Below are 26,601 nucleotides of genomic sequence, written 5' to 3'. Positions count from 1 at the left end.
AGTTTAACGATTAGAAGCGGAAGGTCGCAGTCGCAACAACCTGGCGTTCTGCACCCCAGAAGCAGCCATAGGTGTTGAAGCAGCTGGCGACATATTCACGATCCAGCAGGTTGTTCACGTGCAGCGCCACGTTCGAGCCCGCCATGCCAACACGCGCCAGATCGTAACGGACCAGGGCATCCATCACCGCATAGCTACCCACCTTGAAGGAGTTCGCCGGATCGCCATAGCTGGAGCTGGAGAAGCGACCGCCGGTACCCAGCGTCAGGCCAGAGAGCGCGCCATCATAGAAGGTGTAGTCACCCCACAGGGAGGCCATGTGCTCCGGCACCTGCGCCGGGGTGTTGCCTTTGTAGGTGGTGTCGGTGGTGTACTCCACGTCGGTGTAAGTGTAAGACCCCACCACGTTAACACTGGCAGACAGTGCCGCTTTAGCTTCGATTTCCACGCCACGGGCGCGGATCTCGCCGCCTTCAACCGAGAAGAACGAGCCCGCAGGATCGGCCATCAGGTTGTTGGTTTTGGTCAGCTGATACAGCGCCCCGGTCAGCACGATCGGACGATCGCTCGGAACATACTTCACGCCCACTTCGTACTGCTTGCCTTTCGACGGCGCAAACGGCTTGCCTTGTGCGTCGGACTGGGAAGACGGCTCGAAGGATTCGCTGTAGCTGAAGTAAGGGGTAACGCCATTGTCGAACAGGTAGTTAACCCCGCCGCGCCAGGTGAACTGGTTGTCATCCCGTGACGCGGTAGTGCCCGCAACGCGGTTGATAGAGTCCTGATCGGCCCAGTCGTAACGACCCCCCAGGGTAACCAGCACTTTATCCCACTGCGCCTGATCCTGGACGTAGAGACCGGTCTGCTGCTGCTTGTTCAGGATCTGATACGGGCCGGAGTTGCCCGGGTTTTGTGAGCCGAAATCGAAATCGCTATACACCGGATTGTAGAGATCCAGCAGCGGGACGGAACCGTCATAGCCGAACCACGAGTTGATGTCGTTACGCATGCGCATAAAGTCAACGCCGGTCAGCAGGATATGGTCAACTTCGCCGGTAGCGAATTTGCTCTGCAGCTGGGTATCGACGGTGAAGTTTTGCAGCTTCTCATCATCAACCACGTACTTACGCGCCAGGTAATGGCCTTTGTCCGCAGGGGATAACGCGTTACACAGGGCGTTGCCACTGTTCGCCGCATCGGAGCAGACGCCGTAGCCATAGACACTGTTCTGCGAGGTTTTGTTCTCGGCAAAGCGCAGGTTCTGACGCACGGTGAAGGTGTCGTTAAACTCGTGATCGAAGCTATACCCGACCATTTTCTGGTTACGGGAATAGGTATTGTTTTTCGCCCCTTCGTTGAAATCGGTCGACAGACGATCGCCGTTTGGCAGCGGATCAACCGTGCCCTCTTTTGGCAACCAGCCGTAGTAACCGGTTTCTGGCTCGTTCTGGAAATAGGAGAGGAAGGTGAAGTTGGTTTTATCTGACGGACGCCAGGAGAAGGACGGCGCAATGGTATAACGCTGCTCTTCCGCGCGCTCCTGCTGGGCGTTGTTGGAACGCGCCAGGCCGGTCAGACGATAAGAGTAAACGCCGTCATCATCCAGCGCATCGCTGAAGTCAAACCCGGTCTGGAACAGGCTGTCCGTCCCAACTTTGAACTGGATCTCTTTCAGCGGCTCTGTCAGCGGACGTTTGCTGACCATGTTCAGCAAGCCACCCGGGCTGCTTTTGCCGTACAGAACAGAGGTCGGCCCGCGCATGACTTCCGCGCGCTCGATCATATAAGGGTCAATTACCGCGTCGTTATAGAAGTTGCCCTGCATCTTCATGCCGTCGAGGTAGTTGTTCTGGCTTTGGCCATCGGCAGCAAAACCACGAATAATCAGGTAGTCATAGGTGTTCGACGCACCGCGCGTACCCACTGCCACCCCTGGCGTATAGCTCAGTGCTTCTTTCACCGAGCGTGGCTGGTGCAGGGCCATCTCTTCCGCGGTCACTACGGAGATAGACTGCGGTACCTTCTCAATGGAGGTATCGGTCTTGGTCCCGGTAGCGGACTGGCGTGCGGCAATGGTTGCCGCCGGACCCCAGGCGCTCTCCTGTGGAGCTGACGCTGCGGTTACGGTGATGGTTTCTTCTTTTTTAGGGGTGTCAGCAGCCTGGGCAAAAGCAGACATGCCGCTAACCGCTGTGGCTACAACAACTGCGATTTTACGCAGCGAAGATTGCATTGGCTGAGCAGTTTTTGAATGCGCCATTGGTATATCTCTGATGAAAGAGTGAATGATAACGTAAACGAGAATTATTATTATGACCGCAGCATATTATGCGAAACATTCACGGCATAGCAAGTGATATGCGGCCCTACAGGAAATGAGGGTATAAGAAATAAACAACGGAAAACGCAGGGTTAATAAACGGGAATTTTACTGTTGGAGGGATGTTGAATTGAGGTGAAAAGTCCCCCTCCCGCAGGAGAGGGACTTTTGATTAGTTACCGCCGAACATATCTTTAATCCAGCCCGCGACGCCGTCGCTCTCTTTCTTCTCATTCTGCTGCTGCGGCTGTTGCTGCTGCTGCTGAGGAGAAGACTGCTCAAACGGGTTGCCCGTCGGCTCTGGCGTTGGCGCCTGGCACAGGGAGTCCGGGTTGGAGGTCCAGACCGGAACGCTACGCATCCCGCCGCCACACACGAAGTTGCCCGACTGATCCACGCCCATATCGACGATATCTTCCGGTGGCGTCAGGGTTAACGGCACCGGCGACTGGTTAGCCAGATAGCGCTGATAAATCGACATCGCCCCGCTGGCACCGTACAGTTTCGTCGGCTGGTTGTTGTCGCGTCCGACCCAGGTGATTACCACTTCACGCCCGTCGATGCCGGCAAACCAGGTATCGACGTTGTTGTTGGTGGTCCCGGTTTTACCCGCCAGATGCAGACCCGGGTACTTCGCGCCAAGCTGGCGACCGGTCCCGCGCTGTACCACCTGCTGCATGGTCCACAGAGTCATGTAGGCGGCCTGCGCCGGAACGGCACGCTCCGCCTGCGGGAAGCTCTGGTACAGCGGGGTGCCATCTTCGGCAATCACCGAACGCAACGCCGAGAGCGGAGCACGGTTACCGCCGCTGGCGATGGTCTGGAACGCCTGCGCCACTTCAATTGGCGTCAGGTTCAGGGCACCTAACAGCATGGCCGGAACCGGATGCAGCTGATCTTTTGGCACCCCCAGCTTCAGCCAGGTATCGGTGACCGCTGGCAGACCCAGCGCCATCCCGAGGTTAACCGTCGGCACGTTCATGGACCGCGTCAGGGCATCCACCAGCATCACCTGACCGCTGTACTGTTTGTCGTCGTTCTGCGGCGACCACACCTGGCCGTTTGGCTGGCGCAGGGCGATCGGGGCATCGGCAATCCAGGTGTTCAGACGATACTGGTTCGGCTGGCTCAGGGCGGTGAGATAGGTCGCTGGTTTTGCCAGAGAACCGATCGAACGGCGTGCCTGCATGGCGCGGTTGTAGCCCGCAAACTGCGGCTCTGCCCCGCCGACCATCGCCCGCACTTCGCCGGTGGTCCGATCGACCACCACCATCGCGGTCTCCAGATCGCTCAGCTTACGCTGCTTTTTCAGCGCCGGAATGCCTTCCACCGCCGCTTTCTCTGCGGCATCCTGCGCCACCGAGTCAAAGGTGGTGAAGATCTTCACGCCGGAGAGATCTTTTACTTTGTCGCCGAGCTTAGCCTGCAGCTCCTGACGCACCATCTGCATAAAGGCAGGCTGCGGGGAGATGACGCCGCCACGCGGCTGGACGCCTAACGGACGCGCGCTGAGCATGTCGTACAGCTCCTGGTCGATCACCTGCTGCTGTTGCAGCAGACGCAGGACCAGATTACGACGCTCCAGCGCCAGCTTCGGGTTACGCCACGGGTTGTAGATTGACGCCCCTTTCACCATGCCCACCAGCAGCGCCTGCTGGTCGAGACTCAACTCTTCCACCGGACGGCCAAAGTAGTAGAGGCTCGCCAGCGGGAAGCCGCGGATTTCATTGTCGCCGCTCTGACCGAGGTAGACCTCGTTCATGTACAGCTCAAGGATGCGATCTTTGCTGTAGCGGGCGTCCATCAGCACCGCCATGTACGCTTCGTTAGCCTTACGCCAGTAGGAGCGTTCGCTGGAGAGGAACAGGTTCTTCACCAGCTGCTGGGTCAGGGTACTTGCCCCCTGCACCGTCCGTCCGGCGGTCAGGTTGGCCAGCACCGCACGACCAATGGAGTACAGGCTGACGCCATCGTGCTCATAGAAGTGACGGTCTTCGGTTGCCAGCAGGGTATCCACCAGCAGATCCGGGAAGCCGTTACGCGCGACAAACAGACGCTGCTCGCCGTTTGGCGAGGAGAGCATGGTGATCAGCCGCGGATCGAGACGGAAGAAACCGAACTGACGGTTGTTCTCCATGTTCTCGATGGTGTCGATATGATCGCCGTCGAAGGTCAGACGCGCACGCACCTGCCCCTCTTTGCTGTCCGGGAAGTCAAACGGACGGCGGATCATCTCGATGCTTTTCGCCTGCACCGTAAACTCGCCGGGACGGGTCATCTTCGTCACCTGGCGGTACTGGGTTGCCTCCAGCAGCTTGACCATCTCGTTCTTGCTGATGGTCATCTCCGGCTCGAGGTTGACCATCCGGCCATACACCGCCGCTGGCAGTTGCCAGACTTTACCGTCGATACGGCTGCGGATCTTCTGATCCAGATAGACGCCGTAGATCGCCAGCAGGACGATGAAAACAATTAACAGCTTCAGCAGCAGCCAGAACCAGCCGCGCTTGCCGCGAGGTTTACCTTTTTTGCCTTTTCCTTTACGTGGCACGGGCGCTTCATCCTCATACTCATTATCAACGTCGTCATACTCCTCATCACTGAGGCGACGACGGCCTGCCTTTTCTTTCGCCGGACGTGAAGGCTTTCCTTTACGTCCTATTGGCTCGCGGTCATTCCCCGCCATGCTCTCTCTCCGCAACTATCAGGCGCAAGGGCCCGATTCTCAGTTCTTCCCCCTGATGGAGGAAGAAGAAATCTCTCAAAATAAACCGCGTTTTCCCCCTCTCCCCGTGGGAGAGGGTCGGGGTGAGGGCATCAGGCCCCTCGGTCCCCATTGCCGGGTGGCGCTACGCTTACCCGGCCTACAATGACCATCACGAATACTTTTTAGTCCGCCGGGTGGGCGCCGTATTTGCCGGATCGTCCGGCCAGACGTGCTTGGGGTAGCGTCCTTTCATCTCTTTTTGCACCTCGCGGTAGCTTCCGGCCCAGAAAGCACCCAGATCGCGGGTGATCTGCAGCGGACGCTGAGCCGGGGATAACAGCTCCAGCACCAGCGGCACACGCCCCTGCGCAATGGCTGGGGTGGTCGCCTCGCCAAACATCTCCTGCATCCGTACCGCCAGCGCCGGAGGATTATCTTCATGATAACGAATGGCTATCCGGCTGCCGGTCGGCACAGTGTAATGCCCCGGAAGCTCAGTATCCAGACGTTGACGTAACGACCAGTCGGTTAAGTTCTGTAACGCCGCCTTAACATCCAGTGATTTCAGGGCGCGAAGCGAATGTACGCCCTGCATTTGCGGCAGCAGCCACGTCTCAAGGGACGCCAGCAGCGAGGCGTCATCCACCGCCGGCCAGGCAAACTCCGGCAGCCACTGCGCCGCGCAGTGCAGGCGGATCCGGTACTGCTCCGCCTCCGGGGTCCAGTTCATGACGCTGAGCCCTTTATCGCGGATGCCGTTGAGCATCGCCTGGTGCAGCTCCTCTTCCGACGGCTTTGCCAGCGGTTTGACGTTTACCGTCAGGCGGCCAATCTGTGCCCGGCGAAAAGCCTTCAGCGTGCCCTGGGCATCATCCCACTCGACGGTGTCAGACTGCGCCACCAGCCCCGGCGAGGCGGCAATCAGGGGATCGATATCCACGGCTAAGCCCAACAAAATGCGGGCATCCGGTGACTGGCTACCCTGCAATAACGACGGGGCAATCAACCACTCATGGCGGGTCATAGCGTCATCGCTCTGCAACATCGCCCCCATGCCGTTCGCCAGCTGATAGCGACCGTCGAGCCCGCGGCGGCGGGCGATCCTGTCAGGAAACGCCTTTGCCAGCAGCGCAGGTACGCAATCGCTGTCCGGCGCTCCGCCGCGGCTGTTGAGGCGCGAACTTAACTGCCGGGCGCGCTGCTGCCACTCCGGCTGATTGCGGGAGAAGGCCTGGGCCAGATCGCTGCTGCCGCCTCGCGGGGGCTGTTCAAGGATAGCCGCCAGTTTTGCCGCCGTCGCAATTTCGTCTTCCCCTCTGGCGCTGGCCAGCATCGCCGCCAGCCGCGGGTCGTTGCCGAGCCTCGCCATCTTCTGGCCAAACGTGCTGAGCTGCTCCCCTGCCAGCGCCCCAAGCTGGGTTAACAGACGGCGGGCCGCAGCAAGGTTAGTCGCTGGGGGCAGATCCAGCCAGTTCAGTTGGGAAGGCTCCCGGCATCCCCACTGCAGGAGTTCCATCAGCAGACCGCTGAGATCGCTTTGCAACATTTCCGGCGTGCCCTGGGCGGCGGCGCGCTCGGCCTGTTCAAACGGCGTCAGGTGCAGGCAGATGCCCGGCTCCAGTCGCCCGGCACGCCCGGCGCGTTGGGTCATCGAGGCCTGGCTGACGCGCTGGGTCAGCAGGCGGGTCAGGCCGGTGCGCGGATCGAAATTCGCCACCCGCTCCTGGGCCGAATCCACCACCAGCCGGATGCCTTCGATGGTCAGACTGGTTTCGGCGATGTTGGTCGCCAGCACCACTTTGCGCTGTCCGACCGGCGCAGGCAGGATCGCCTTACGCTGCTCGGTCAGGGACAGCGCGCCATACAGCGGACAGAGCACCACGTCGTCAGCCACCCGGCGGGCGAGTTGCTCCTGCACGCGCTGGATCTCAATCACCCCCGGCAAAAACAGCAGCAGCGAGCCGGGCTCCTGACGCAGCAGTTCGGCAGTCGCCACCGCCACCGCTTCGTCGAAACGCAACTGGGTGGAGAGCGACTGATAGCGCCGCTCAACCGGAAAGGTACGCCCCTCAGAAACGATCGTCGGTGCCTCAGGGAGCAGGCGCTGAAGCCGGTCGTTGTCCAGGGTCGCGGACATGATCAGCAGCTTAAGATCGTCCCGTAGCCCCTGCTGGACATCCAGCAGCAGCGCCAGAGCCAGATCCGCCTGCAGGCTGCGCTCGTGGAACTCATCGAGGATCACCAGCCCTACGCCGGTCAGCTCGGGATCCTGCTGCAGCATACGGGTGAGGATCCCCTCGGTGACCACCTCCAGCCGGGTATTCGCCCCCACGCAGGTTTCAGCCCGCATCCGGTAGCCCACCGTCTCTCCCGGTTTTTCCCCCAGCAGGTCGGCAAGACGCTGCGCCACGTTGCGGGCGGCGATCCGCCGCGGTTCGAGCAGAATAATTTTGCCGTTAATTTTTCCCTCAGCCAGGATCTGCAGCGGCAGCCACGTCGATTTCCCCGCACCGGTGGGCGCAGTAAGCAGAACCTGGGGGGCGTGGTGTAACGCGAGGAGAAGTTCAGGAAGGACAGCGGCGACCGGCAACAGGGACACGAATGGCTCCAGAGGGTTAACTTTAGACGGCGTACATTGTAGCATCGCCACAATTCATTACCGAGTGCCCCGTATGTCTGAGTCGAAAAGGCTGTTTTTTGCCATTGAAATGCCTGCCCCGATCCAGCGGCAGATCGTGCGCTGGCGCGCCGACCACTTTGCCCCGGAAGCGGGCCGCCCGGTGGCCGGGACCAACCTGCACCTGACGCTGGCGTTTTTAGGGGATGTCAGCGACGAGAAACGTCAGGCGCTGGCGGCGATGGCCGGACGCATTCGCCAGCCGGGGTTTACCCTGACCCTGGACGATGCCGGGCAGTGGCTGCGCTCCCGCGTCGTCTGGCTGGGCACCCGCCAGCCGCCCCGGGGAGTGTTGCAGCTGGCGAATATGCTGCGAGCCCAGGCGGCGCGCAGCGGCTGTTACCAGAGCCCGCAGCCGTTTCACCCGCATATCACCCTGCTGCGCGACGCCAGCCACGCGGTGGCTATTCCGCCGCCGGGTTTTCGGTGGACGTTTCCGGTGACAGAATTTGTCCTCTATGAGAGCCTTTTTGCCGGAGGGCGCACCCGCTATACGCCGCTCCAGCGCTGGACGCTTACCGAATAACAAGGAATCTGCATGCTGTTTACCCCTGCCCTGAAACCCGCCACGCTGGTGCAGCGCTACAAGCGTTTTCTCGCCGACGTGGTGACGCCGGAAGGCGTAACGCTGACCCTGCACTGCCCGAACACCGGGGCGATGACCGGCTGCGCCACGCCCGGCGATACCGTCTGGTACTCCACCTCTTCCAATATCAAACGCAAATATCCCCACACCTGGGAAATAACCCAGACCGCCGCCGGAGACTATATTTGCGTCAATACGCTGCGGGCGAACCAGCTGGTCAAAGAGGCGATTACTCTGGATTTAATTCCTGAACTGTGCGGTTACAACACCTTAAAAAGTGAAGTGAAATATGGTGCTGAAAACAGCAGAATCGACTTTATGTTGCAGGCAGAGGATCGCCCTGAGTGCTATATTGAAGTGAAATCAGTCACGTTAGCTGAAAGGGATAATGGCTACTTTCCGGATGCGGTCACGCTGCGAGGGCAGAAGCATCTCCGGGAGTTGATAAGTGTGGCGGCGGCAGGCAAGCGCGCCGTGCTGTTATTTGCGGTGTTGCACAGCGCAATTGGACGATTTTCACCCGCCCGCCATATTGACCTTAAGTACGCGCAACTGTTGAATGAGGCACAAAAGCAGGGGGTCGAGGTTTTGGCTTATAAAGCGGAACTTTCTGCCGATAATATGACTCTGAGATCCGCTCTTCCCGTCACGTTATAAAAGGGGTTGAGTGTTGTTTATTAAGTGTTCTGGTCGTGTGCGCAAATACGCTTTTCCTCACAGGCTTGTCAAGTGTTACGTTTAGATAATTGCCTTACGGAAAAGCATCTGCTATTTATAGCGGCCTGATTTTTCCCCCAACACGGGGATCGATAGTGCGTGTTAAGGAGAAGCAACATGCAAGAAGGGCAAAACCGTAAAACATCGTCCCTGAGTATTCTCGCCATCGCTGGGGTGGAGCCGTATCAAGAGAAGCCGGGCGAAGAGTATATGAACGAAGCCCAGCTGTCGCACTTCAAGCGAATTCTTGAAGCATGGCGTAATCAACTCAGGGATGAAGTCGATCGCACCGTTACTCATATGCAGGACGAAGCCGCTAACTTCCCGGACCCGGTAGACCGTGCCGCCCAGGAAGAAGAGTTCAGCCTTGAACTGCGTAACCGTGACCGCGAACGCAAACTGATTAAGAAGATTGAAAAGACGCTGAAAAAAGTCGAAGACGAAGATTTCGGCTTCTGCGAGTCCTGCGGTGTCGAAATCGGCATTCGTCGTCTGGAAGCCCGTCCAACAGCCGACCTGTGCATCGACTGTAAAACGCTGGCAGAAATCCGCGAAAAACAGATGGCCGGTTAATTCCGACCCTGTCATAACGCTATCACAGGCGGGAGTCTTCTCCCGCCTGATTACTTTCTGCGCTGTGTGATTATGCCTGCTGACTATATTGGGCGCTTCGCGCCATCCCCCTCTGGCGAACTGCATTTCGGCTCGCTCATTGCCGCGCTTGGCAGCTATCTGCAAGCCCGTGCCCGCCAGGGTATCTGGCGTGTACGTATCGAAGATATTGACCCCCCGCGTGAAGTTCCCGGTGCAGCAGAGACCATTCTGCGTCAGCTGGAACATTACGGCCTGCACTGGGACGGCGAGGTGCTGTGGCAATCTCAGCGTCACGACGCCTATCGCGAGCGCCTGGCCTGGCTGCACGCTCAGGGACTCTCCTACTACTGCACCTGCACCCGCGCGCGCATTCAGAGCGTCGGCGGCGTCTATGACGGCCATTGCCGCACGCTGCATCATGGCCCGGAAAACGCGGCGGTGCGCGTAGTGCAACAGCATCCGGTGACCTGCTTTACCGACCAGTTGCAAGGCCTGCTCCACGCCGATCCACGGCTGGCGGATGAGGATTTTATTATCCATCGCCGGGACGGGCTGTTTGCTTACAATCTGGCGGTGGTAGTGGATGACCATTTCCAGGGAGTAAACGAGATTGTCCGCGGGGCCGATCTGATCGAACCCACCGTGCGGCAGATTTCGCTCTACCAGCTGTTTGGCTGGCCGGTGCCGGACTATATCCATTTGCCGCTGGTGGTGAATGAAAAAGGGATGAAACTCTCGAAACAGAATCATGCCCCGGCATTACCGACAGGCGATCCTCGCCCAGTTCTTATCAATGCTTTACAATTTCTCAACCAGGATGTAACACATGAGTGGCAGGATCTGCGAACCGAAGAATTACTGGAAAAAGCGGTGGCCCAGTGGTCGCTAAACCGCGTGCCGAAAATCCAGCATTCTCAAATGCGTCTCGCTGAGCTATGATTAGCCGCTATTTTTTGTCCTGAATTCTGAAACACACACTACCGAGGTGTACTATTTTTACCCGAGTCGCTAATTTTTGCCGTAAGGTGCTGAGCCGCGATGAGAGCATGGCGGATGACGTCATTGTTCAAAATACGATGTCGGTTATTCCGCGCGAGCAGCATGCTATTTCCCGCAAAGATATCAGTGAAAACGCCCTGAAGGTCCTTTATCGCCTGAATAAAGCTGGCTATGAGGCCTATCTTGTTGGTGGCGGGGTGCGTGACTTACTGCTGGGCAAAAAGCCAAAAGATTTTGACGTGACCACCAGCGCCACGCCTGAGCAGGTGCGTAAATTATTCCGCAACTGCCGCCTGGTCGGTCGTCGCTTCCGCCTTGCTCACGTCATGTTTGGCCCAGAAATCATCGAAGTCGCCACCTTCCGTGGTCATCACGAAGGCACCCCATCAGACCGGACGACCTCTCAGCAGGGTCAGAACGGCATGCTGCTGCGTGACAACATCTTTGGCTCTATCGAAGAAGATGCTCAGCGCCGCGATTTCACTATCAACAGCCTCTATTACAGCGTGGCTGACTTTACCGTCCGCGATTTCGTCGGTGGCGTGCCGGATCTGAAAGCGGGTCTGATCCGCCTGATCGGCAACCCGGAAACGCGCTACCGTGAAGATCCGGTGCGTATGCTGCGCGCCGTGCGTTTTGCCGCCAAGCTGGATATGCAGATCAGCCCTGAGACCGCCGAGCCGATCCCGCGCCTGGCGACCCTGATCAACGATGTGCCACCGGCGCGTCTGTTTGAAGAGGCGCTGAAGCTGCTGCAGGCAGGTCACGGTTTTGCTACCTATCAGCTGCTGCGCGAATACAGCCTGTTCCAACCCCTGTTCCCGACCATCACGCGTAATTTCACCGAAAAAGGTGACAGCGCGATGGAACGCATCATCGACCAGGTGCTGAAGAATACCGATAACCGCATTCAGAACGACATGCGCGTTAACCCGGCATTCCTGTTTGCGGCGATGTTCTGGTATCCGCTGCTGGAAACCGCGCAGAAGATTGCCCAGGAAAGCGGTCTGGCCTATTACGATGCTTTCGCCCTGGCCGCCAATGACGTGCTTGATGAAGCCTGCCGCTCGCTGGCGATCCCGAAACGCATTACCACGCTGGTGCGTGATATCTGGCAGCTTCAGCTGCGGATGTCCCGTCGTCAGGGTAAACGCGCGTGGAAGTTAATGGAGCATCCAAAATTCCGTGCAGCTTACGATCTGATGGCCCTGCGTGCCGAAGCGGAAAACAACCGCGAGCTGCAGCTTCTGGTGCAGTGGTGGGGTGAGTTCCAGGTGTCAGCACCACCGGCGCAGAAAGACATGCTGGGCGATCTGGATGAAGATCCGGCTCCGCGTCGTCGTCATCGTCGTCCACGCAAGCGCGCGCCGCGTCGCGAAGGCGCGGCATGACGCTGGCGTATATCGCCATCGGCAGCAATCTGGCCTCTCCCCTGGAGCAGGTCAATGCTGCCGTTCAGGCGTTAGGCGACATCCCGCAATCCCGCGTTGTCGCCCTCTCCTCGTTTTACCGCACTCCCCCGCTGGGCCCGCAGGATCAGCCCGACTACCTGAACGCCGCCATTGCGCTGAAGACCGCGCTCAGCGCCGAATCGCTGCTGGACAATACCCAGCGCATCGAGCTGCAGCAGGGTCGCGTGCGTAAAGAAGAACGCTGGGGACCGCGCACCCTCGACCTGGACATCATGCTGTTTGGTGATGCGGTGATTAACACCGAGCGCCTGACGGTGCCGCACTACGACATGAAGCGCCGCGGTTTTATGCTCTGGCCGCTGTTCGAAATTGCCCCTGACCTCATCTTCCCCGATGGCGAAACGTTGAGCGATCTTCTTGCCCATCTGAACGCCGAAAAACCCGCCCGCTGGTAACGCCACTTTTCTGTTAATAAACCCTAAATCTTTTATGGTTTATCGAACACCTAAAATCATTGTTCCCTCGAATGTTACTGTTAGAATGCGCAAAGATTCGCTTTGGGCTATCAGGAAACAGTATGAAACCAACCACCATCGCCACCTTGCAGAAATGCAAACAGGACAAGCAGCGCTTCGCCACTATTACGGCCTATGACTACAGCTTCGCCAAACTCTTTGCCGAAGAGGGCATTAACGTCATGCTGGTTGGCGACTCGTTAGGGATGACGGTCCAGGGACATGACTCCACGCTGCCGGTGACGGTAGAGGATATTGCTTACCACACCCGGGCAGTGCGTCGCGGGGCTCCCGCCTGCCTGCTGCTCGCCGATCTGCCGTTTATGGCCTATGCCACCCCGGAGCAGGCGTTTGAGAATGCCGCCACGGTGATGCGCGCCGGGGCCAATATGGTCAAAGTGGAAGGCGGCGCCTGGCTGGTTGAGACCGTCCGCATGCTCACCGAGCGCGCAGTGCCGGTCTGCGGCCATCTGGGGTTAACCCCACAGTCGGTCAATATCTTTGGCGGCTACAAGGTGCAGGGCCGCGGTGACGCCGCCCAGACGCTGTTTGACGATGCGCTGGCCATCGAAGCCGCGGGCGCCCAGCTGCTGGTGCTGGAGTGCGTGCCGGTCGCGCTGGCGAAACGCATCACCGACGCGCTCACTATTCCGGTGATCGGCATTGGTGCCGGTAACGTCACCGACGGCCAGATCCTGGTGATGCACGACGCGTTTGGCATCACCGGCGGGCATATCCCGAAATTTGCGAAGAATTTCCTTAGCGACGCAGGCGACATGCGCGGCGCGGTCAGGCAGTATATTGCCGACGTTGAATCGGGTGTTTACCCGGGTGAAGAACACAGTTTCCAGTAAGGAGTCTCGTTGTGCTAATCATTGAAACCCTGCCGCTGCTGCGCCAGCACATTCGTCGTTTGCGCCAGGAAGGCAAACGTATCGCCCTGGTGCCCACCATGGGCAACCTGCATGACGGCCATATGAAGCTGGTGGACGAAGCCAAAGCCCGCGCCGATGTGGTGGTGGTGAGTATCTTCGTTAACCCGATGCAGTTTGATCGTGCCGACGACCTGGCGCGCTACCCGCGCACGCTGCAGGAAGACTGCGAGAAGCTGAAAAAGCATAAGGTGGATTTCGTCTTCTCCCCGGCCCCGAATGATGTCTATCCGAAAGGCACGGAAGAGACCACCTTTGTTGACGTGCCTGGCATCTCCACCATGCTGGAAGGGGCCAGCCGTCCGGGTCACTTCCGCGGCGTCTCCACCATTGTCAGCAAGCTGTTTAACCTGGTGCAGCCGGATATCGCCTGCTTCGGTGAGAAAGATTTCCAGCAGCTGGCGCTGATCCGCAAGATGGTGGCCGACATGGGCTACGACATCGAGATCGTTGGGGTACCGATCGTGCGCGCCAAAGATGGTCTGGCGCTGAGTTCGCGCAACGGCTATCTCACCGCTGACCAGCGTAAAATCGCCCCGGCTCTGTACAAGGTGATGAGCAACATGGCCGCCCAGCTGAAGAATAAAGAGCTGAGCAGCGAAGAGATTGTGGCCCTGGCAGAACAGGCGCTGAACGACGGCGGCTTACGGGCTGACGATGTGCAGATCCGCGATGCCGACACCCTGCTGGCGCTCTCGTCTGACAGCAAGCGGGCGGTGATCCTGGTGGCCGCATGGCTCGGCCAGGCGCGTCTGATTGATAACACAGTAGTTGAACTGGCTCAGTAAGCACTGAGCATATCCATGCTAACGGATTAGTTTCCTCAGCCCCTTCTTCGGGAGGGGATACGACAAAGAGTTAAGGTAACGTCATGATTCGCAAAATGCTGCAAGGTAAGCTTCACCGTGTGAAGGTCACGCAGGCCGATCTGCATTATGAAGGCTCCTGCGCGATCGACCAGGATTTTCTCGACGCAGCGGGTATTCTTGAAAACGAAGCCATTGATATCTGGAACGTGAGTAACGGTAACCGTTTCTCAACCTACGCTATCGCGGCTGAACGGGGTTCTAAAATTATCTCCGTCAACGGTGCGGCAGCGCACTGCGCCAACGTGGATGATATCGTCATCATCGCCAGCTTTGTCATGATGTCCGATGAAGAAGCGCGCCGCTGGCAGCCAAAAGTGGCCTACTTTGAAGGGGATAACGACATGAAACGTACCGCGAAAGCGATTCCGGTTCAGGTCGCCTGATTTTTATCCTTGCGGCTGATTACTGATCAGCCGCGACATCGTCTCTAACGAATCCGTTCTGAGCACATATAAGCGCTTCAGCAGGAATGGATTATCCCCCGGTTTCACCTTCCCTTTCACCGTCGTCACCGCCAGATGAAAACCAGCATCGTTGGCCGCTTTTACCGCGTGATCGTTATAGCCGCCGAACGGGTACGAGAGGTACAGCACATGCGGGTTAAACTGCGCCAGCGCGCGACGGGAGTGCTTAAAGTCCATCACGATGTTCTGGTAACTGCGGCTCAGCAGGATCGGATGACGGTTGTTATCCACCCGGTGCAGGAAATGGGTGTGTGACTGCACTTCAAACACGTCCTGGATCTCACGCAGCTCGGAAATGCTCATAAACTGCAGCGATTTGGGATCCCATTTCAGCGGATGGGCTTTGATCCGCGACGAGATAATAAATGCCGTGGCGTGAAAGCCGTACTGCTTCAGGATCGGCCAGGCGTAGCGGCTGACCGATTTCAGGCCATCGTCAAAGGTGATCACCACCGCGCGGGCCGGCAGGTTCATTTTGTTACGCACGTAGCCTTCCAGCTGGTACATCGTCAGGGTGGTGTAACCCTGGTCGCGCAACCAGGCCATCTGGTTATTGAAGGCGCGCACGCTGGTGGTGGTCGAGGTATGGCGAAAACGGGTGTTCTCTTCGTCGCGCAGGATATGGTGATAAGTCAGCACCGGCAGGCCGTTATCCTCCTGCGCGTCCAGGCTGCTGACCCAGGCGAGGCGGTTGGCGATGCGGATCTGATACCAGGTCTGATTAAGCCGGTCCTTCAGCTTGCTGAGGATCGGATAACGCAGATTGCTCGCCAGAGTGCCAAACGGTGCGCTGCCGGCATTGGGGGCGTTGTAGACCGGCGTGTCCTTCCAGGTGATCAGGTTCTGATTGCTGAGCGGTTTGTTCAGATCCCCCAGGCTATCCTCCACCCGCTGTTTGCCCTGCACCTTGCCGAGATGGCCTTTGTCGATAAAGCCGGTGCCAAAGCCAAAGCGGAACTCATAGTAATCCGCCGCGGTGGGCACCACCGCAATGATTTGCCCGGCACGCAGGTTGCCGACGGTGACGACCTTGTTGCCCACCTGCGCCCAGATAGCGGCATCTTCGGTGGTTTGCATATAGCGGGGCGGGAGCCCTTGCTGGCTGAGCAGACTGGCAGAGACGCCGCCGGAGACCAGCAGCAAAAGCAGGAAAAAGATACGCGAGAACATAGGGTTTTATTCAGTACGAAAAACTGACGGCATTGTAACAAAAGCGCCAGTAATACCAATGCCTAATATTTCTCCACGCTATGGAGCAGAACAAAGGGTGGGTTTTTCTGCTGCTGATGCCACAGGCTGCTGACCTCCGGTGCACCGCGGGCCACGATGGTGTCGCGAAAGCCGGTGCTGTCGGTCATCTCCCGCAGGGGATACATCATCTCCAGCAAGGGATAACCGATCCCGGAGATCACTTCGCAATTGTCGTGCTTGTGGCTGAGTAGCGCCGCTGCGCGATAGGGGGCGGCGCCAGAGATATCGGTCAGGAAGATCACCCCGTCACCGCTGTCGACCTGATGCTGGGCATCGCACAGCATACGGCTGAGCATATTGACGCTTAATCCGCGCCAGAAATTGACCACCTGGCACTGCACCAGCGGCCCAAACCGGACGGCGAGCTTATCCGCCATCTCCTGCGCATGTTCGTCATGGCACGTGATTACCCAACCCAGCATCGTCACCTCTCATCAGAAAGGGGTAGTCTAGCGGGGTCGGGAGAATATGGGGGTGATGATGGTCAATAAACCGGCCCGGCAACAGAACGCCGCCGGGCCTGAGGATCAGCTGCGCAGGCCGCGTCCGCGCTGGATCAGGTTCCAGCACAGCAGATAGAAGGCCACGATAAAGATCACCAGCACGCCGACGGTGGTCACCAGCGGCACATCGGAAATACCGAGGAAGCCAAAGCGGAAACCGCTGATCATATAGACGATCGGGTTCAGGTGTGACAGCCCCTGCCAGAACGGCGGCAGCAGCGTCAGGGAGTAGAACACCCCGCCGAGGTAGGTCAGCGGCGTCAGGACGAAGGTCGGGATCAGGCTGATATCGTCAAAGGTTTTGGCGAAGACCGCATTCAGCAGACCGGCCAGCGAGAACAGCACCGCCGTCAGCAGCAGCGTCAGGCCGACAAACAGCCAGGAGTGTACCTGGAACGGCACAAAGAACAGGGAAATCGCCGTCACCAGCACGCCGACGCACAGGCCGCGCGCCACGCCGCCGCCGACGTAGCCAGCGATGATAACGTGGGTTGGCACCGGGGCCACCAGCAGCTCTTCAATGTTGCGCTGGAACTTGGCGCTAAAGAACGACGACGCCACGTTGGCATAGGCGTTGGTGATCACCGCCATCATGATCAGGCCGGGCACGATAAACTGCATATAGGTGAAGCCATGCATCTCACCGATCCGCGAGCCAATCAGGTTGCCGAAGATAATAAAGTAGAGGGTCATGGTGATCACCGGCGGCACCAGGGTCTGGATCCAGATGCGCATAAAGCGGTTGATCTCTTTGGCCCAGATACTTTTCAGCGCCACCCAGTAAAGCTGCATCATGCGCGATCTCCTTGTTTCTCATGGACCAGCGAGACGAACAGCTCTTCCAGTCGGTTTGCTTTGTTACGCATACTTAATACCTGAATCCCCTGCTGGCTCAGCTGGCTGAAGACGCTGTTGATCCCCTGCTCACGCAGAACTTCTACTTCCAGCGTGGAGGTATCTACCAGACGGTACTGATAGCCTTCCAGCTTCGGCAGGGCGCTTTTTGCCGCCAGATCGAGAATAAAGGTTTCTGATTTCAGCTTGGAGAGCAGGCTCTTCATCGAGGTGTTTTCCACCAGCTCGCCATGCTGAATGATGCCGATGTTGCGGCACAGCATCTCCGCCTCTTCCAGATAGTGGGTGGTGAGAATGATGGTGGTGCCTTTATCGTTTAAATCCTTCAAAAAGCCCCACATCGAGCGGCGAAGTTCGATATCTACCCCGGCAGTCGGTTCATCCAGAATCAGCAGTTTTGGCTCGTGCATTAACGCCCGGGCAATCATCAGACGACGCTTCATGCCGCCGGACAACATCCGTGCACGTTCGTTACGTTTTTCCCACAAATCGAGCTGTTTTAGGTACTTTTCGCTGCGCTCAACCGCTTCTTTGCGCTCCACGCCATAGTAGCCCGCCTGGTTAACCACAATCTGCTGAACGGTCTCAAACGGATTGAAGTTGAACTCCTGCGGCACCAGCCCCAGCTGGCGCTTGGCGTTCACCACGTCCTTTTCCAGGTCGTAGCCGAAGACTTTTACATGGCCAGAGGACTTATTTACCAGCGAGCTGATAATGCCGATGGTAGTGGATTTACCTGCCCCGTTGGGCCCCAGAAGCGCATAAAAATCACCGGCTTCGACTTTAAGATCTATGCCGCGCAGTGCCTGGACACCACCCGGATAGGTTTTTTTAAGCTGCTCGAGCTCCAGTGCAATGGTCATGAAATAGAGTTACCTATAGTGCTGACACGCGAAGTGTTGTTTTAAAAAAAATGGAGTTGCCCTATATTAGCGCAACGCATTAACCCGGTTACAGGCCGTTTATCTCCATGAATGACATAGATACACTCATCAGCAATAACGCACTATGGTCAAAGATGCTGCTGGAGGAAGATTCCGGATTTTTTGAGAAACTGTCTCAGGCGCAGAAACCACGCTTTCTCTGGATTGGATGCTCCGACAGCCGCGTTCCCGCTGAACGTCTGACTGGCCTCGAACCGGGCGAACTCTTTGTTCACCGTAACGTCGCAAACCTGGTGATCCACACCGACCTGAACTGCCTGTCCGTAGTGCAGTACGCCATTGACGTGCTGGAAGTCGAACACATCATTATTTGCGGTCACTACGGCTGCGGCGGTGTACAGGCGGCGGTCGAGAACACCGAACTGGGTCTGATCGACAACTGGCTGCTGCACATTCGTGATATCTGGTTCAAACATAGCTCACTGCTGGGGCAAATGCCGCAGGAGCGTCGTCTGGATACCCTGTGTGAACTGAACGTGATGGAGCAGGTCTATAACCTCGGCCACTCCACTATTATGCGGTCTGCGTGGAAGCGCGGGCAGAAAGTGACGATCCACGGCTGGGCGTACGGCATCCACGATGGCCTGCTGCGCGATCTGGAAGTCACCGCCACCAACCGGGAAACCCTGGAGCAGCGCTACCGTCGCGGCGTCTCAAACCTGACCCAGAAGCACGATAATCATAAGTAAAAGCAAAACGGCAACGCAAGTTGCCGTTTTTAGTGTTTGCTCCCTCTCCCTGTGGGAGAGGGTCGGGGTGAGGGCATCAAGCCGCACCCAACCTACCTTACTCGTCCAGCAGCACCACTTTGCCAACATACGGCAGATGGCGATAACGCTGAGCGTAGTCAATGCCGTAGCCCACCACGAATTCGTCCGGAATTGAGAAGCCAACATACTCCACGGGAACCTGAACTTCACGGCGGGTCGGTTTGTCCAGCAGGGTACAAATCGCCAGCGATTTAGGTCCACGCAGGCTGAGAATTTCGCGCACCTTCGACAGGGTGTTGCCGGAGTCGATGATGTCTTCAACAATCAGAACATCTTTGCCGCGAATGTCTTCATCCAGGTCTTTAAGGATTTTCACATCACGAGTGGTCGACATACCGCTGCCATAGCTGGAGGCGGTCATAAAATCGACTTCATGGGAGACCTGCACTTCGCGGCAGAGATCGGCCATAAACATGAAGGAACCGCGTAACAGACCCACCAGCACCATCTCGCTGCCGCTGTCTTTATAGGCTTCGGTGATCTGACGACCGAGTTCGGCGATACGCGCTTTGATCTCCGCTTCCGGGATCATCACTTCAACAGTATGTTTCATTTTACTAACCGTATGTTTTTAGAACGAATTTCTGAATGCCGATAGATTCGCGTCCGGCATCGCTACATAAGCCCTGAAGTATACCAGCAAATGGATCCTCCTGGCGCATCCGTTCATAAAAGCCAGATTTGTGATTCCGATCACACTTGTTAAGTTCTATAATTAATTGCTATCAAAAAATTAACAAACTTAAAGAGTACTTTTTATGGCGGAAACAAAGGTTCAACACTCACGGTTACTCGTGAGGCTTACAGCGCTGTTCGCAGCCCTGTGCGGGCTCTACCTGTTAATAGGGGGAGTCTGGCTGGTGGCGATTGGCGGCTCCTGGTACTACCCGATTGCTGGCGTAGTGATGTTAGGCGTCACCCTGTTGTTATGGCGCAGTAAACAATCGGCACTGTGGCTTTATGCCGCCCTGCTGCTCGCTACGATGATCTGGGGCGTCTGGGAGGTCGGCTTCGACTTCTGGGCGCTGACCCCACGCAGCGATATTCTGGTCTTCTTCGGTATCTGGCTGATCCTGCCTTTCGTCTGGCGTCGCCTGATCGTGCGCTCCGGCGGGGCGGTTACTGCACTGGTCGTAGCCCTGCTGATCAGCGGCGGGATCCTGACCTGGGCTGGTTTTAACGATCCGCAGGAAATCAAAGGCACGCTGAATGCCGATTCCACCCCGGCGGCGGCTATCTCCGACGTGGCAGATGGCGACTGGCCTGCCTACGGTCGTAACCAGGAAGGTCAACGTTACTCCCCGCTGAAGCAGATCAACGCGGACAACGTGAAAAACCTGAAAGAAGCCTGGGTATTCCGTACCGGCGATCTCAAGATGCCGAACGATCCGGGCGAGCTGACTAACGAAGTGACGCCGATTAAAGTGGGCAACATGCTCTACCTGTGTACGGCGCACCAGCGTCTGTTCGCGCTGGATGCAGCCACCGGTAAAGAGAAATGGCACTTCGATCCACAGCTGAAAACCAATAACCAGTTCCAGCACGTAACCTGCCGCGGTGTCTCTTACCACGAAGCCCGTGCTGATAATGCCAGCCCGGAAGTGGTTGCCGACTGTCCGCGCCGCATCATGCTGCCGGTGAACGACGGTCGTCTGATTGCTCTCAACGCGGAAACCGGCAAGCTGTGCGAAACCTTTGCCAACAAAGGCGTACTGAATCTGCAGACCAACATGCCGGATCAAACTCCGGGTCTGTATGAGCCGACCTCACCGCCGATCATCACCGATAAGACCATCGTGATTGCCGGTTCAGTAACGGATAACTTCTCCACCCGCGAAACCTCCGGTGTGATCCGTGGTTTTGACGTTAACACCGGTAAGCTGCTGTGGGCCTTTGACCCGGGTGCAAAAGATCCAAACGCTATCCCGTCGGATGAGCACACCTTCACCTTCAACTCACCGAACTCCTGGGCGCCTGCCGCCTATGACGCGAAGCTGGACCTGGTCTACCTGCCGATGGGCGTGACCACGCCGGACATCTGGGGTGGCAACCGCACGCCGGAACAGGAGCGTTATGCCAGCTCTGTGGTGGCACTGAATGCGACCACCGGGAAACTGGCGTGGAGCTATCAGACCGTTCACCACGATCTGTGGGATATGGATATGCCGTCCCAGCCGACGCTGGCTGACATTACCGTTAACGGCCAGACCGTACCGGTGATCTACGCCCCGGCGAAAACCGGTAATATCTTTGTGCTGGATCGTCGTAACGGTCAGCTGGTTGTGCCGGCACCGGAAAAACCGGTTCCACAGGGCGCAGCGAAAGGCGACTACGTCACCAAAACCCAGCCGTTCTCCGATCTGAGCTTCCGTCCGAAGAAAGACCTCAGCGGGGCAGACATGTGGGGCGCCACTATGTTTGACCAACTGGTGTGTCGCGTGATGTTCCATCAGCTGCGCTATGAAGGCATCTTCACCCCGCCGTCCGAGCAGGGCACGCTGGTGTTCCCGGGTAACCTGGGGATGTTCGAATGGGGCGGTATCTCTGTGGATCCGAACCGTCAGGTGGCGATTGCTAACCCGATGGCCCTGCCGTTCGTTTCTAAGCTGATCCCACGCGGCCCGGGCAACCCAATGGAGCAGCCGAAAGACGCCCAGGGCACCGGTACTGAGTCGGGTATTCAGCCACAGTACGGCGTGCCGTATGGCGTGACCCTGAATCCGTTCCTCTCTCCGTTTGGTCTGCCGTGTAAACAGCCTGCCTGGGGTTACATTTCCGCTCTGGATCTGAAAACCAATCAGGTGGTATGGAAAAAACGTATTGGTACGCCACAGGACAGCATGCCGTTCCCGATGCCGATCCCGGTGCCGTTCAATATGGGTATGCCGATGCTGGGTGGCCCGATCTCCACCGCCGGTAACGTGCTGTTCATTGGTGCGACTGCCGATAACTACCTGCGCGCATATAACATGAGCAACGGTGAGAAACTGTGGCAGGGCCGTCTGCCAGCGGGTGGACAAGCCACGCCAATGACCTATGAGGCCAATGGTAAGCAGTTTGTGGTGATCTCCGCGGGCGGTCACGGTTCGTTTGGCACAAAGATGGGCGACTATATTGTTGCCTACGCGTTGCCTGACGAGAAATAAAAGCAAAACGGCAACGAAAGTTGCCGTTTTTAGAACTGTAGGCCGGGTAAGGCGTAGCCGCCACCCGGCTTTTTTATACCGTGAAACCGAGCATCATCCCCGTATCTTCATGCTCTAACAGATGGCAGTGCGCCATATAGGCATACTCTTTCGGCGCGTCGTGATCGAACTTCACTAATACCTCACTCACCCCACCCTCAACGCGAACCGTATCTTTCCAGCCCGCGCGATGCACCGCTGGCGCTTTACCGTTTTCCGCCAGGATGCGGAACTGCGTGCCGTGGATATGGAACGGGTGCAGCATCATGTCCCCCTCACCTGAGATCGTCCAGCGCTCATACTGCCCTTTCGGGGCGGCGAACTGCGGCGTGTGCATATCGAAAGCTTTACCGTTGATGCGATTGCCGTTACGGAAATCAAACCCATGCATGCTGTGATCCATCCCGCCCATCTTGCCGTGATCCATCTGGCCATGACCCATCTGGCCATGATCCATGCCCGCCATGGCCTGGTGGCCGTACTTCTTCATTAAGGCCTGCATACCCATCATGTCGAGCATCGGATCCATCGACAGCTGCAGTTTGCGCTGGGTCAGCCCCTCCAGTGACGGCAGCGCCGGCAGGGTGGTCAGTGTATCCGGCAGTGTGCCCGATGCGGTCACCAGCAGCGGCTGAATGCGCAGCACCGGCTGCGGCTTATCAAACGGTGCCACTGCCATCCCCATCTGGCTGACTGGCAGGGTCACCAGATCAAATGGCTTGCCGTCGCTGATATCCACCAGCACCTCAAAACGCTCGCCCATCAACATCGGCAGCTCGGTCACTTTCACCGGCTCGGCCAGCAGACCGCCGTCGCTGGCAACTACGTACAGCGGGCGCTTATCGCTGGCGGCAAAGTTAAGCGAGCGGGCGTTACAGCCGTTGAGCAGACGCAGGCGCAGCCAGCCTTTCGGGGCATTGTGCTGCGGGTAAATAGCGCCGTTGGTCAGCAGCGTATCGCCAAACCAGCCCACCGCGGCGCTCATCACATCCAGCTGGTAATCAATCTGTCCGTCGGCGGTGAATTTTTTGTCCTGCACGATCACCGGCACATCGTCGATGCCCCACTGCTTAGGCAGGCGCAGCAGGCGGCTTTCATCATCCTCAATCAGTACCAGCCCGGCGAGCCCCATCGCCACCTGATGCCCGGTTTTGCCGTGCTGATGGGGATGGAACCAGCAGGTGGCCGCCCGCTGATCCGGGGTAAAGGTCACTGTCCGCTGGCCACCGGGTTTGATGATGCCGTGCGGGCCACCGTCCACCTCGCCCGGTACCTCCAGACCGTGCCAGTGAACGGTGGTCTCTTCATTGAGGGTGTTGTGGATATTGACGGTCAGCGCTTTTCCCTTGCGTAGCTGAATGGCCGGGCCCAGCAGATTGCCGTTGTAGCCCCAGGTGGTGGCGTTATGCGGTCCAAAGGTGGTTTTGCCCGCCTGCACCACCAGCTTCACCTGATTACGCGCGTCGGGTGTGAGAAAATTGGGGATCGGCAGGACGGGACGCTCGGCCGCAAAAGCGGCGCGGCTCGACAGCGGTAAGGCACTGGCGACACCCAGTGCGGCAGAATATTTTAAAAAATCACGGCGTTGCATGTTCATCTCCTTATTCGCAGCATTCGATGCCATGAGCATAAACCCTCCCCTTGCCGGAAGGTCAAGAAGCGCAGCAATAATAAAGATCGTCGCACCGGCGGGAAGTGTGCTAACGTTGAATTTCCGTGACGTATTGGTAGAAGCAATGAAGACGTTTTTCCGAACAATCCTGTTCAGCACCCTGATGATAAGTTGCGCAAACAGCTATGCGCTGAGTGAAAATGAAGCCGAAGATATGGCGGATTTAACGGCGGTGTTTGTATTTCTGAAAAACGACTGTGGCTACCAGAATTTACCTAACGGTCAGATTCGTCGCGCGCTGGTCTTCTTTGCTCAACAGAACCAGTGGGATCTGAGCAACTACGACAGTTTCGATATGAAAACCCTCGGTGAAGACAGCTACCGCGATCTCAGCGGCATCGGCATTCCCACGGCAAAAAAATGTAAAGCCCTGGCTCGCGACTCGCTGAGCCTGCTCGCCTACGTTAAGTAACTCCCCTCCCGATGCCCGATTGCTGAATTGATGGCCGTGCAACCACGGTCATTGTTAGCTATGATGTTTCGCCCGTTTTAACCGGGTGTTAACAAAGGAGGTATCATCCCATGGCCGAAAAGAAAATGTGGCATGAAACGCTGCATGACCAGTTTGGACAGTACTTTGCCATTGATAACGTGCTCTATCATGAGAAAACCGATCATCAGGATCTGATCATTTTCGAAAACGCGGCCTTTGGCCGGGTGATGGCGCTGGATGGCGTGGTGCAGACCACCGAGCGTGATGAATTCATTTATCACGAGATGATGACTCACGTCCCGCTGCTGGCCCACGGCAATGCGAAACATGTGCTGATCATCGGCGGCGGCGACGGCGCCATGCTGCGTGAAGTGTCCCGCCACAAAAACGTTGAAAGCATCACCATGGTCGAGATCGACGCTGGCGTGGTCTCTTTCTGCCGCCAGTATCTGCCCAATCACAATGCCGGAAGTTACGACGATCCGCGCTTTACGTTGGTGATCGACGACGGCGTCAATTTTGTTAACCAGACGACGCAGACTTTCGATGTGATCATCTCCGATTGCACCGATCCGATTGGGCCCGGCGAGAGTCTCTTTACCTCGGCGTTCTATGAAGGCTGCAAACGCTGCCTGAATCCTGGCGGGGTCTTTGTCGCCCAGAACGGCGTCTGCTTCCTGCAGCAGGATGAGGCCATCGACAGCCACCGTAAGCTAAGCCACTACTTTACCGACGTCAGCTTCTACCAGGCGGCGATCCCGACCTATTACGGCGGCGTAATGACCTTTGCCTGGGCGACGGACAATGAAGCCCTGCGTCATCTCTCTACCGGCATCATTCAGGCGCGCTTCCAGCACGCGAATCTGACCTGCCGTTATTACAATCCGGCCGTCCATACCGCAGCCTTTGCCTTACCACAATATTTGCAGGATGCTCTGAGGGGGTGAATGAATTGAAAAAGCTAAAACTGCATGGCTTTAACAACCTGACCAAAAGCCTGAGTTTTTGTATTTACGATATCTGCTATGTCAAAACGGCGGAAGAGCGCGATGGTTATATCGCCTATATCGATGAACTCTATAACGCCAACCGACTGACCGAGATCCTGTCAGAAACCTGTTCCATCATCGGGGCCAATATCCTGAACATCGCCCGTCAGGATTATGAACCTCAGGGCGCCAGCGTCACCATTCTGGTCAGCGAAGAGCCGGTGGATCCGACGCTTATCGATCCTACCGAGCACCCCGGCCCGCTGCCGGAAGCGGTGGTGGCCCATCTTGATAAGAGCCATATCTGCGTCCATACCTACCCGGAGAGCCATCCGGAAGGCGGATTATGCACTTTCCGCGCCGATATTGAAGTGTCGACCTGCGGGGTGATCTCCCCTCTCAATGCGCTGAATTACCTGATTCATCAGCTTGAGTCCGACATCGTGACCATAGATTACCGCGTGCGCGGCTTTACCCGTGATATCAATGGCATGAAACACTTTATCGATCATGAAATTAACTCGATCCAGAGCTTTATGTCTGAGGACATGAAAGCGCTGTACGACATGATGGATGTGAACGTGTATCAGGAAAATATCTTCCATACCAAGATGCTGCTGAAGGAGTTCGACCTAAAGCACTACATGTTCCATACCCGGCCGGAAGATTTAAGCGAAGATGAGCGGAAGGTTATTACTGACCTGCTGTGGAAAGAGATGCGCGAAATTTACTACGGCCGCAACATTACGGCCGTATAAGGTGCGTCCGGAGCAGGGAGGCTCCGGATCTTACTTCTGTTTCATGAAATCACGGTAGGCCGCCACCACCTGCAGAAAATCCTCTACGCCGCACAGCGACAGGCTCTCTTCATCGTAGTAGTTCATCCCCTCTTCCATCTCGTCGCCGGAAAACTCCAGCTGATTGGCGCGAACCATGACCTCTTCGCCGTCCATCCACAGCGTGTATTCATGCCCGGTACGTTGCCAGGATCGTTCACTGCCTTTTACCGTGCGCGCAGCCTGTTCCACTTCATCGAGCAGGCTCAGGTTCTCTTTCACTTCCTCGTTGAACCAGTGACCGACTACTTCGTGACCCATCGACATGCGCACTTTCACCACGCCGGTGATATCACGCAGAAATTCGTAATCCATAGTATTTTCCTCTGCAAAGCCCTTGCAGTAATTATCGCAGCAGCGAGGCAGAAAAA

General features: G+C 57.3%; 24 protein-coding genes. 14 read left to right on the top strand and 10 right to left on the bottom strand.

Annotation, left to right across the window (positions count from 1 at the left end; translation table 11 throughout):
* Positions 1-10: 10 nt before the first annotated feature.
* From fhuA to hrpB, 3 genes are all read right to left on the bottom strand, one after another.
* On the bottom strand, positions 11-2,260 hold the full coding sequence (gene fhuA, locus G7090_RS04195; protein ID WP_166181622.1) for a ferrichrome porin FhuA: 2,250 nt from the start codon (positions 2,258-2,260) through the stop codon (positions 11-13).
* Positions 2,261-2,492: 232 nt separating this feature from the next.
* The gene (mrcB, locus tag G7090_RS04190; protein WP_166181621.1) at positions 2,493-5,006 is read right to left on the bottom strand and encodes a bifunctional glycosyl transferase/transpeptidase; all 2,514 of its coding nucleotides are present in this window, start codon (positions 5,004-5,006) and stop codon (positions 2,493-2,495) included.
* Positions 5,007-5,196: 190 nt separating this feature from the next.
* Entirely contained in the window at positions 5,197-7,626 is a 2,430-nt protein-coding gene (gene hrpB / locus G7090_RS04185; protein WP_166181620.1) for an ATP-dependent helicase HrpB, read from the bottom strand.
* A 73-nt stretch (positions 7,627-7,699) separates the two neighbouring features.
* Here hrpB and thpR point away from each other — a divergent pair, with 73 nt between their 5' ends.
* The 9 genes from thpR (at position 7,700) to panD (ending at position 14,711) form a co-directional block, all read left to right on the top strand.
* The gene (gene thpR, locus G7090_RS04180) at positions 7,700-8,230 is read left to right on the top strand and encodes an RNA 2',3'-cyclic phosphodiesterase (RefSeq protein WP_166181619.1); all 531 of its coding nucleotides are present in this window, start codon (positions 7,700-7,702) and stop codon (positions 8,228-8,230) included.
* Between the two features lie 12 nt (positions 8,231-8,242).
* Positions 8,243-8,947: a DNA/RNA nuclease SfsA gene (sfsA, locus tag G7090_RS04175; protein WP_166181618.1), complete on the top strand. Its 705-nt coding sequence runs from the start codon at positions 8,243-8,245 to the stop codon at positions 8,945-8,947.
* A 177-nt stretch (positions 8,948-9,124) separates the two neighbouring features.
* The gene (dksA, locus tag G7090_RS04170; protein ID WP_012016093.1) at positions 9,125-9,580 is read left to right on the top strand and encodes an RNA polymerase-binding protein DksA; all 456 of its coding nucleotides are present in this window, start codon (positions 9,125-9,127) and stop codon (positions 9,578-9,580) included.
* 72 nt (positions 9,581-9,652) lie between these two features.
* Positions 9,653-10,540 carry a tRNA glutamyl-Q(34) synthetase GluQRS gene (gene gluQRS / locus G7090_RS04165; RefSeq protein WP_106994330.1) on the top strand — a complete coding sequence of 296 codons (888 nt, stop codon included), beginning with the start codon at positions 9,653-9,655 and terminating at the stop codon, positions 10,538-10,540.
* A 53-nt stretch (positions 10,541-10,593) separates the two neighbouring features.
* On the top strand, positions 10,594-11,991 hold the full coding sequence (pcnB, locus tag G7090_RS04160; protein ID WP_207630114.1) for a polynucleotide adenylyltransferase PcnB: 1,398 nt from the start codon (positions 10,594-10,596) through the stop codon (positions 11,989-11,991).
* Positions 11,988-12,467, top strand: coding sequence for a 2-amino-4-hydroxy-6-hydroxymethyldihydropteridine diphosphokinase (gene folK / locus G7090_RS04155; RefSeq protein ID WP_166181617.1), 480 nt, complete (start codon positions 11,988-11,990; stop codon positions 12,465-12,467). The genes pcnB and folK overlap by 4 nt, the downstream gene beginning before the upstream one ends.
* A 122-nt stretch (positions 12,468-12,589) precedes the next feature.
* Positions 12,590-13,381 carry a 3-methyl-2-oxobutanoate hydroxymethyltransferase gene (panB, locus tag G7090_RS04150; protein ID WP_106994278.1) on the top strand — a complete coding sequence of 264 codons (792 nt, stop codon included), beginning with the start codon at positions 12,590-12,592 and terminating at the stop codon, positions 13,379-13,381.
* A gap of 11 nt (positions 13,382-13,392) precedes the next feature.
* Complete coding sequence (panC, locus tag G7090_RS04145; RefSeq protein ID WP_166181616.1) at positions 13,393-14,247, top strand: pantoate--beta-alanine ligase; 855 nt, start codon at positions 13,393-13,395, stop codon at positions 14,245-14,247.
* Positions 14,248-14,330: 83 nt separating this feature from the next.
* Complete coding sequence (gene panD / locus G7090_RS04140; RefSeq protein ID WP_106994276.1) at positions 14,331-14,711, top strand: aspartate 1-decarboxylase; 381 nt, start codon at positions 14,331-14,333, stop codon at positions 14,709-14,711.
* Between the two features lie 3 nt (positions 14,712-14,714).
* Here panD and G7090_RS04135 read toward each other — a convergent pair whose 3' ends face one another.
* The 4 genes from G7090_RS04135 to G7090_RS04120 all read right to left on the bottom strand — a co-directional run bounded on the left by G7090_RS04135 (position 14,715) and on the right by G7090_RS04120 (position 18,264).
* Positions 14,715-15,962 carry a polysaccharide deacetylase family protein gene (locus G7090_RS04135; RefSeq protein WP_166181615.1) on the bottom strand — a complete coding sequence of 416 codons (1,248 nt, stop codon included), beginning with the start codon at positions 15,960-15,962 and terminating at the stop codon, positions 14,715-14,717.
* Between the two features lie 62 nt (positions 15,963-16,024).
* The gene (locus tag G7090_RS04130; RefSeq protein ID WP_106994274.1) at positions 16,025-16,465 is read right to left on the bottom strand and encodes a PTS sugar transporter subunit IIA; all 441 of its coding nucleotides are present in this window, start codon (positions 16,463-16,465) and stop codon (positions 16,025-16,027) included.
* Positions 16,466-16,570: 105 nt separating this feature from the next.
* Positions 16,571-17,341 (bottom strand): ABC transporter permease, encoded by a 771-nt coding sequence (locus G7090_RS04125; protein WP_106994273.1) that lies wholly within the window; start codon positions 17,339-17,341, stop codon positions 16,571-16,573.
* The gene (locus tag G7090_RS04120; RefSeq protein WP_106994272.1) at positions 17,338-18,264 is read right to left on the bottom strand and encodes an ABC transporter ATP-binding protein; all 927 of its coding nucleotides are present in this window, start codon (positions 18,262-18,264) and stop codon (positions 17,338-17,340) included. Before G7090_RS04120 ends, G7090_RS04125 begins: the two co-directional genes overlap by 4 nt.
* Before the next feature lie 107 nt (positions 18,265-18,371).
* On the opposite strand from G7090_RS04120, the gene can reads away from it, so the two are divergent.
* The gene (gene can / locus G7090_RS04115; protein WP_106994271.1) at positions 18,372-19,034 is read left to right on the top strand and encodes a carbonate dehydratase; all 663 of its coding nucleotides are present in this window, start codon (positions 18,372-18,374) and stop codon (positions 19,032-19,034) included.
* Positions 19,035-19,131: 97 nt separating this feature from the next.
* Here can and hpt read toward each other — a convergent pair whose 3' ends face one another.
* Positions 19,132-19,668, bottom strand: coding sequence for a hypoxanthine phosphoribosyltransferase (hpt, locus tag G7090_RS04110; protein ID WP_106994270.1), 537 nt, complete (start codon positions 19,666-19,668; stop codon positions 19,132-19,134).
* Positions 19,669-19,873: 205 nt separating this feature from the next.
* Between hpt and G7090_RS04105 the strand changes: the two genes are divergently transcribed.
* The gene (locus G7090_RS04105; protein ID WP_106994269.1) at positions 19,874-22,261 is read left to right on the top strand and encodes a glucose/quinate/shikimate family membrane-bound PQQ-dependent dehydrogenase; all 2,388 of its coding nucleotides are present in this window, start codon (positions 19,874-19,876) and stop codon (positions 22,259-22,261) included.
* 73 nt (positions 22,262-22,334) lie between these two features.
* On the opposite strand, the gene cueO is transcribed toward G7090_RS04105, so the two are convergent.
* Positions 22,335-23,891 (bottom strand): multicopper oxidase CueO, encoded by a 1,557-nt coding sequence (cueO, locus tag G7090_RS04100; RefSeq protein ID WP_166181614.1) that lies wholly within the window; start codon positions 23,889-23,891, stop codon positions 22,335-22,337.
* Between the two features lie 145 nt (positions 23,892-24,036).
* On the opposite strand from cueO, the gene G7090_RS04095 reads away from it, so the two are divergent.
* The 3 genes from G7090_RS04095 to speD all read left to right on the top strand — a co-directional run bounded on the left by G7090_RS04095 (position 24,037) and on the right by speD (position 26,152).
* Complete coding sequence (locus tag G7090_RS04095; protein WP_103178301.1) at positions 24,037-24,384, top strand: YacC family pilotin-like protein; 348 nt, start codon at positions 24,037-24,039, stop codon at positions 24,382-24,384.
* Between the two features lie 110 nt (positions 24,385-24,494).
* Positions 24,495-25,352 (top strand): polyamine aminopropyltransferase, encoded by an 858-nt coding sequence (speE, locus tag G7090_RS04090; RefSeq protein WP_166181613.1) that lies wholly within the window; start codon positions 24,495-24,497, stop codon positions 25,350-25,352.
* A gap of 5 nt (positions 25,353-25,357) precedes the next feature.
* On the top strand, positions 25,358-26,152 hold the full coding sequence (speD, locus tag G7090_RS04085) for an adenosylmethionine decarboxylase (protein ID WP_106994329.1): 795 nt from the start codon (positions 25,358-25,360) through the stop codon (positions 26,150-26,152).
* 30 nt (positions 26,153-26,182) lie between these two features.
* Here the strand turns inward: speD and yacL are convergent, their stop codons facing one another.
* Entirely contained in the window at positions 26,183-26,545 is a 363-nt protein-coding gene (gene yacL / locus G7090_RS04080) for a protein YacL (RefSeq protein WP_106994266.1), read from the bottom strand.
* Positions 26,546-26,601 lie beyond the last annotated feature (56 nt).

The organism is Leclercia sp. 29361 (assembly GCF_011290365.1).
GTDB classification, from domain to species: domain Bacteria; phylum Pseudomonadota; class Gammaproteobacteria; order Enterobacterales; family Enterobacteriaceae; genus Enterobacter; species Enterobacter tamurae.
Note: the sequence above shows the minus strand (reverse complement) of the source record. Positions and strands in the feature narration are given on the sequence as shown.

Coding starts and splice junctions, on each gene's coding strand:
- fhuA (WP_166181622.1), bottom strand. CDS start 2,260: ATGGCGCATTCAAAAACTGCTCAGCCAATGCAATCTTCGCTGCGTAAA.
- mrcB (WP_166181621.1), bottom strand. CDS start 5,006: ATGGCGGGGAATGACCGCGAGCCAATAGGACGTAAAGGAAAGCCTTCA.
- thpR (WP_166181619.1), top strand. CDS start 7,700: ATGTCTGAGTCGAAAAGGCTGTTTTTTGCCATTGAAATGCCTGCCCCG.
- sfsA (WP_166181618.1), top strand. CDS start 8,243: ATGCTGTTTACCCCTGCCCTGAAACCCGCCACGCTGGTGCAGCGCTAC.
- dksA (WP_012016093.1), top strand. CDS start 9,125: ATGCAAGAAGGGCAAAACCGTAAAACATCGTCCCTGAGTATTCTCGCC.
- gluQRS (WP_106994330.1), top strand. CDS start 9,653: ATGCCTGCTGACTATATTGGGCGCTTCGCGCCATCCCCCTCTGGCGAA.
- folK (WP_166181617.1), top strand. CDS start 11,988: ATGACGCTGGCGTATATCGCCATCGGCAGCAATCTGGCCTCTCCCCTG.
- panB (WP_106994278.1), top strand. CDS start 12,590: ATGAAACCAACCACCATCGCCACCTTGCAGAAATGCAAACAGGACAAG.
- panD (WP_106994276.1), top strand. CDS start 14,331: ATGATTCGCAAAATGCTGCAAGGTAAGCTTCACCGTGTGAAGGTCACG.
- G7090_RS04135 (WP_166181615.1), bottom strand. CDS start 15,962: ATGTTCTCGCGTATCTTTTTCCTGCTTTTGCTGCTGGTCTCCGGCGGC.
- G7090_RS04130 (WP_106994274.1), bottom strand. CDS start 16,465: ATGCTGGGTTGGGTAATCACGTGCCATGACGAACATGCGCAGGAGATG.
- G7090_RS04125 (WP_106994273.1), bottom strand. CDS start 17,341: ATGATGCAGCTTTACTGGGTGGCGCTGAAAAGTATCTGGGCCAAAGAG.
- G7090_RS04120 (WP_106994272.1), bottom strand. CDS start 18,264: ATGACCATTGCACTGGAGCTCGAGCAGCTTAAAAAAACCTATCCGGGT.
- can (WP_106994271.1), top strand. CDS start 18,372: ATGAATGACATAGATACACTCATCAGCAATAACGCACTATGGTCAAAG.
- hpt (WP_106994270.1), bottom strand. CDS start 19,668: ATGAAACATACTGTTGAAGTGATGATCCCGGAAGCGGAGATCAAAGCG.
- G7090_RS04105 (WP_106994269.1), top strand. CDS start 19,874: ATGGCGGAAACAAAGGTTCAACACTCACGGTTACTCGTGAGGCTTACA.
- cueO (WP_166181614.1), bottom strand. CDS start 23,891: ATGCAACGCCGTGATTTTTTAAAATATTCTGCCGCACTGGGTGTCGCC.
- G7090_RS04095 (WP_103178301.1), top strand. CDS start 24,037: ATGAAGACGTTTTTCCGAACAATCCTGTTCAGCACCCTGATGATAAGT.
- speE (WP_166181613.1), top strand. CDS start 24,495: ATGGCCGAAAAGAAAATGTGGCATGAAACGCTGCATGACCAGTTTGGA.
- yacL (WP_106994266.1), bottom strand. CDS start 26,545: ATGGATTACGAATTTCTGCGTGATATCACCGGCGTGGTGAAAGTGCGC.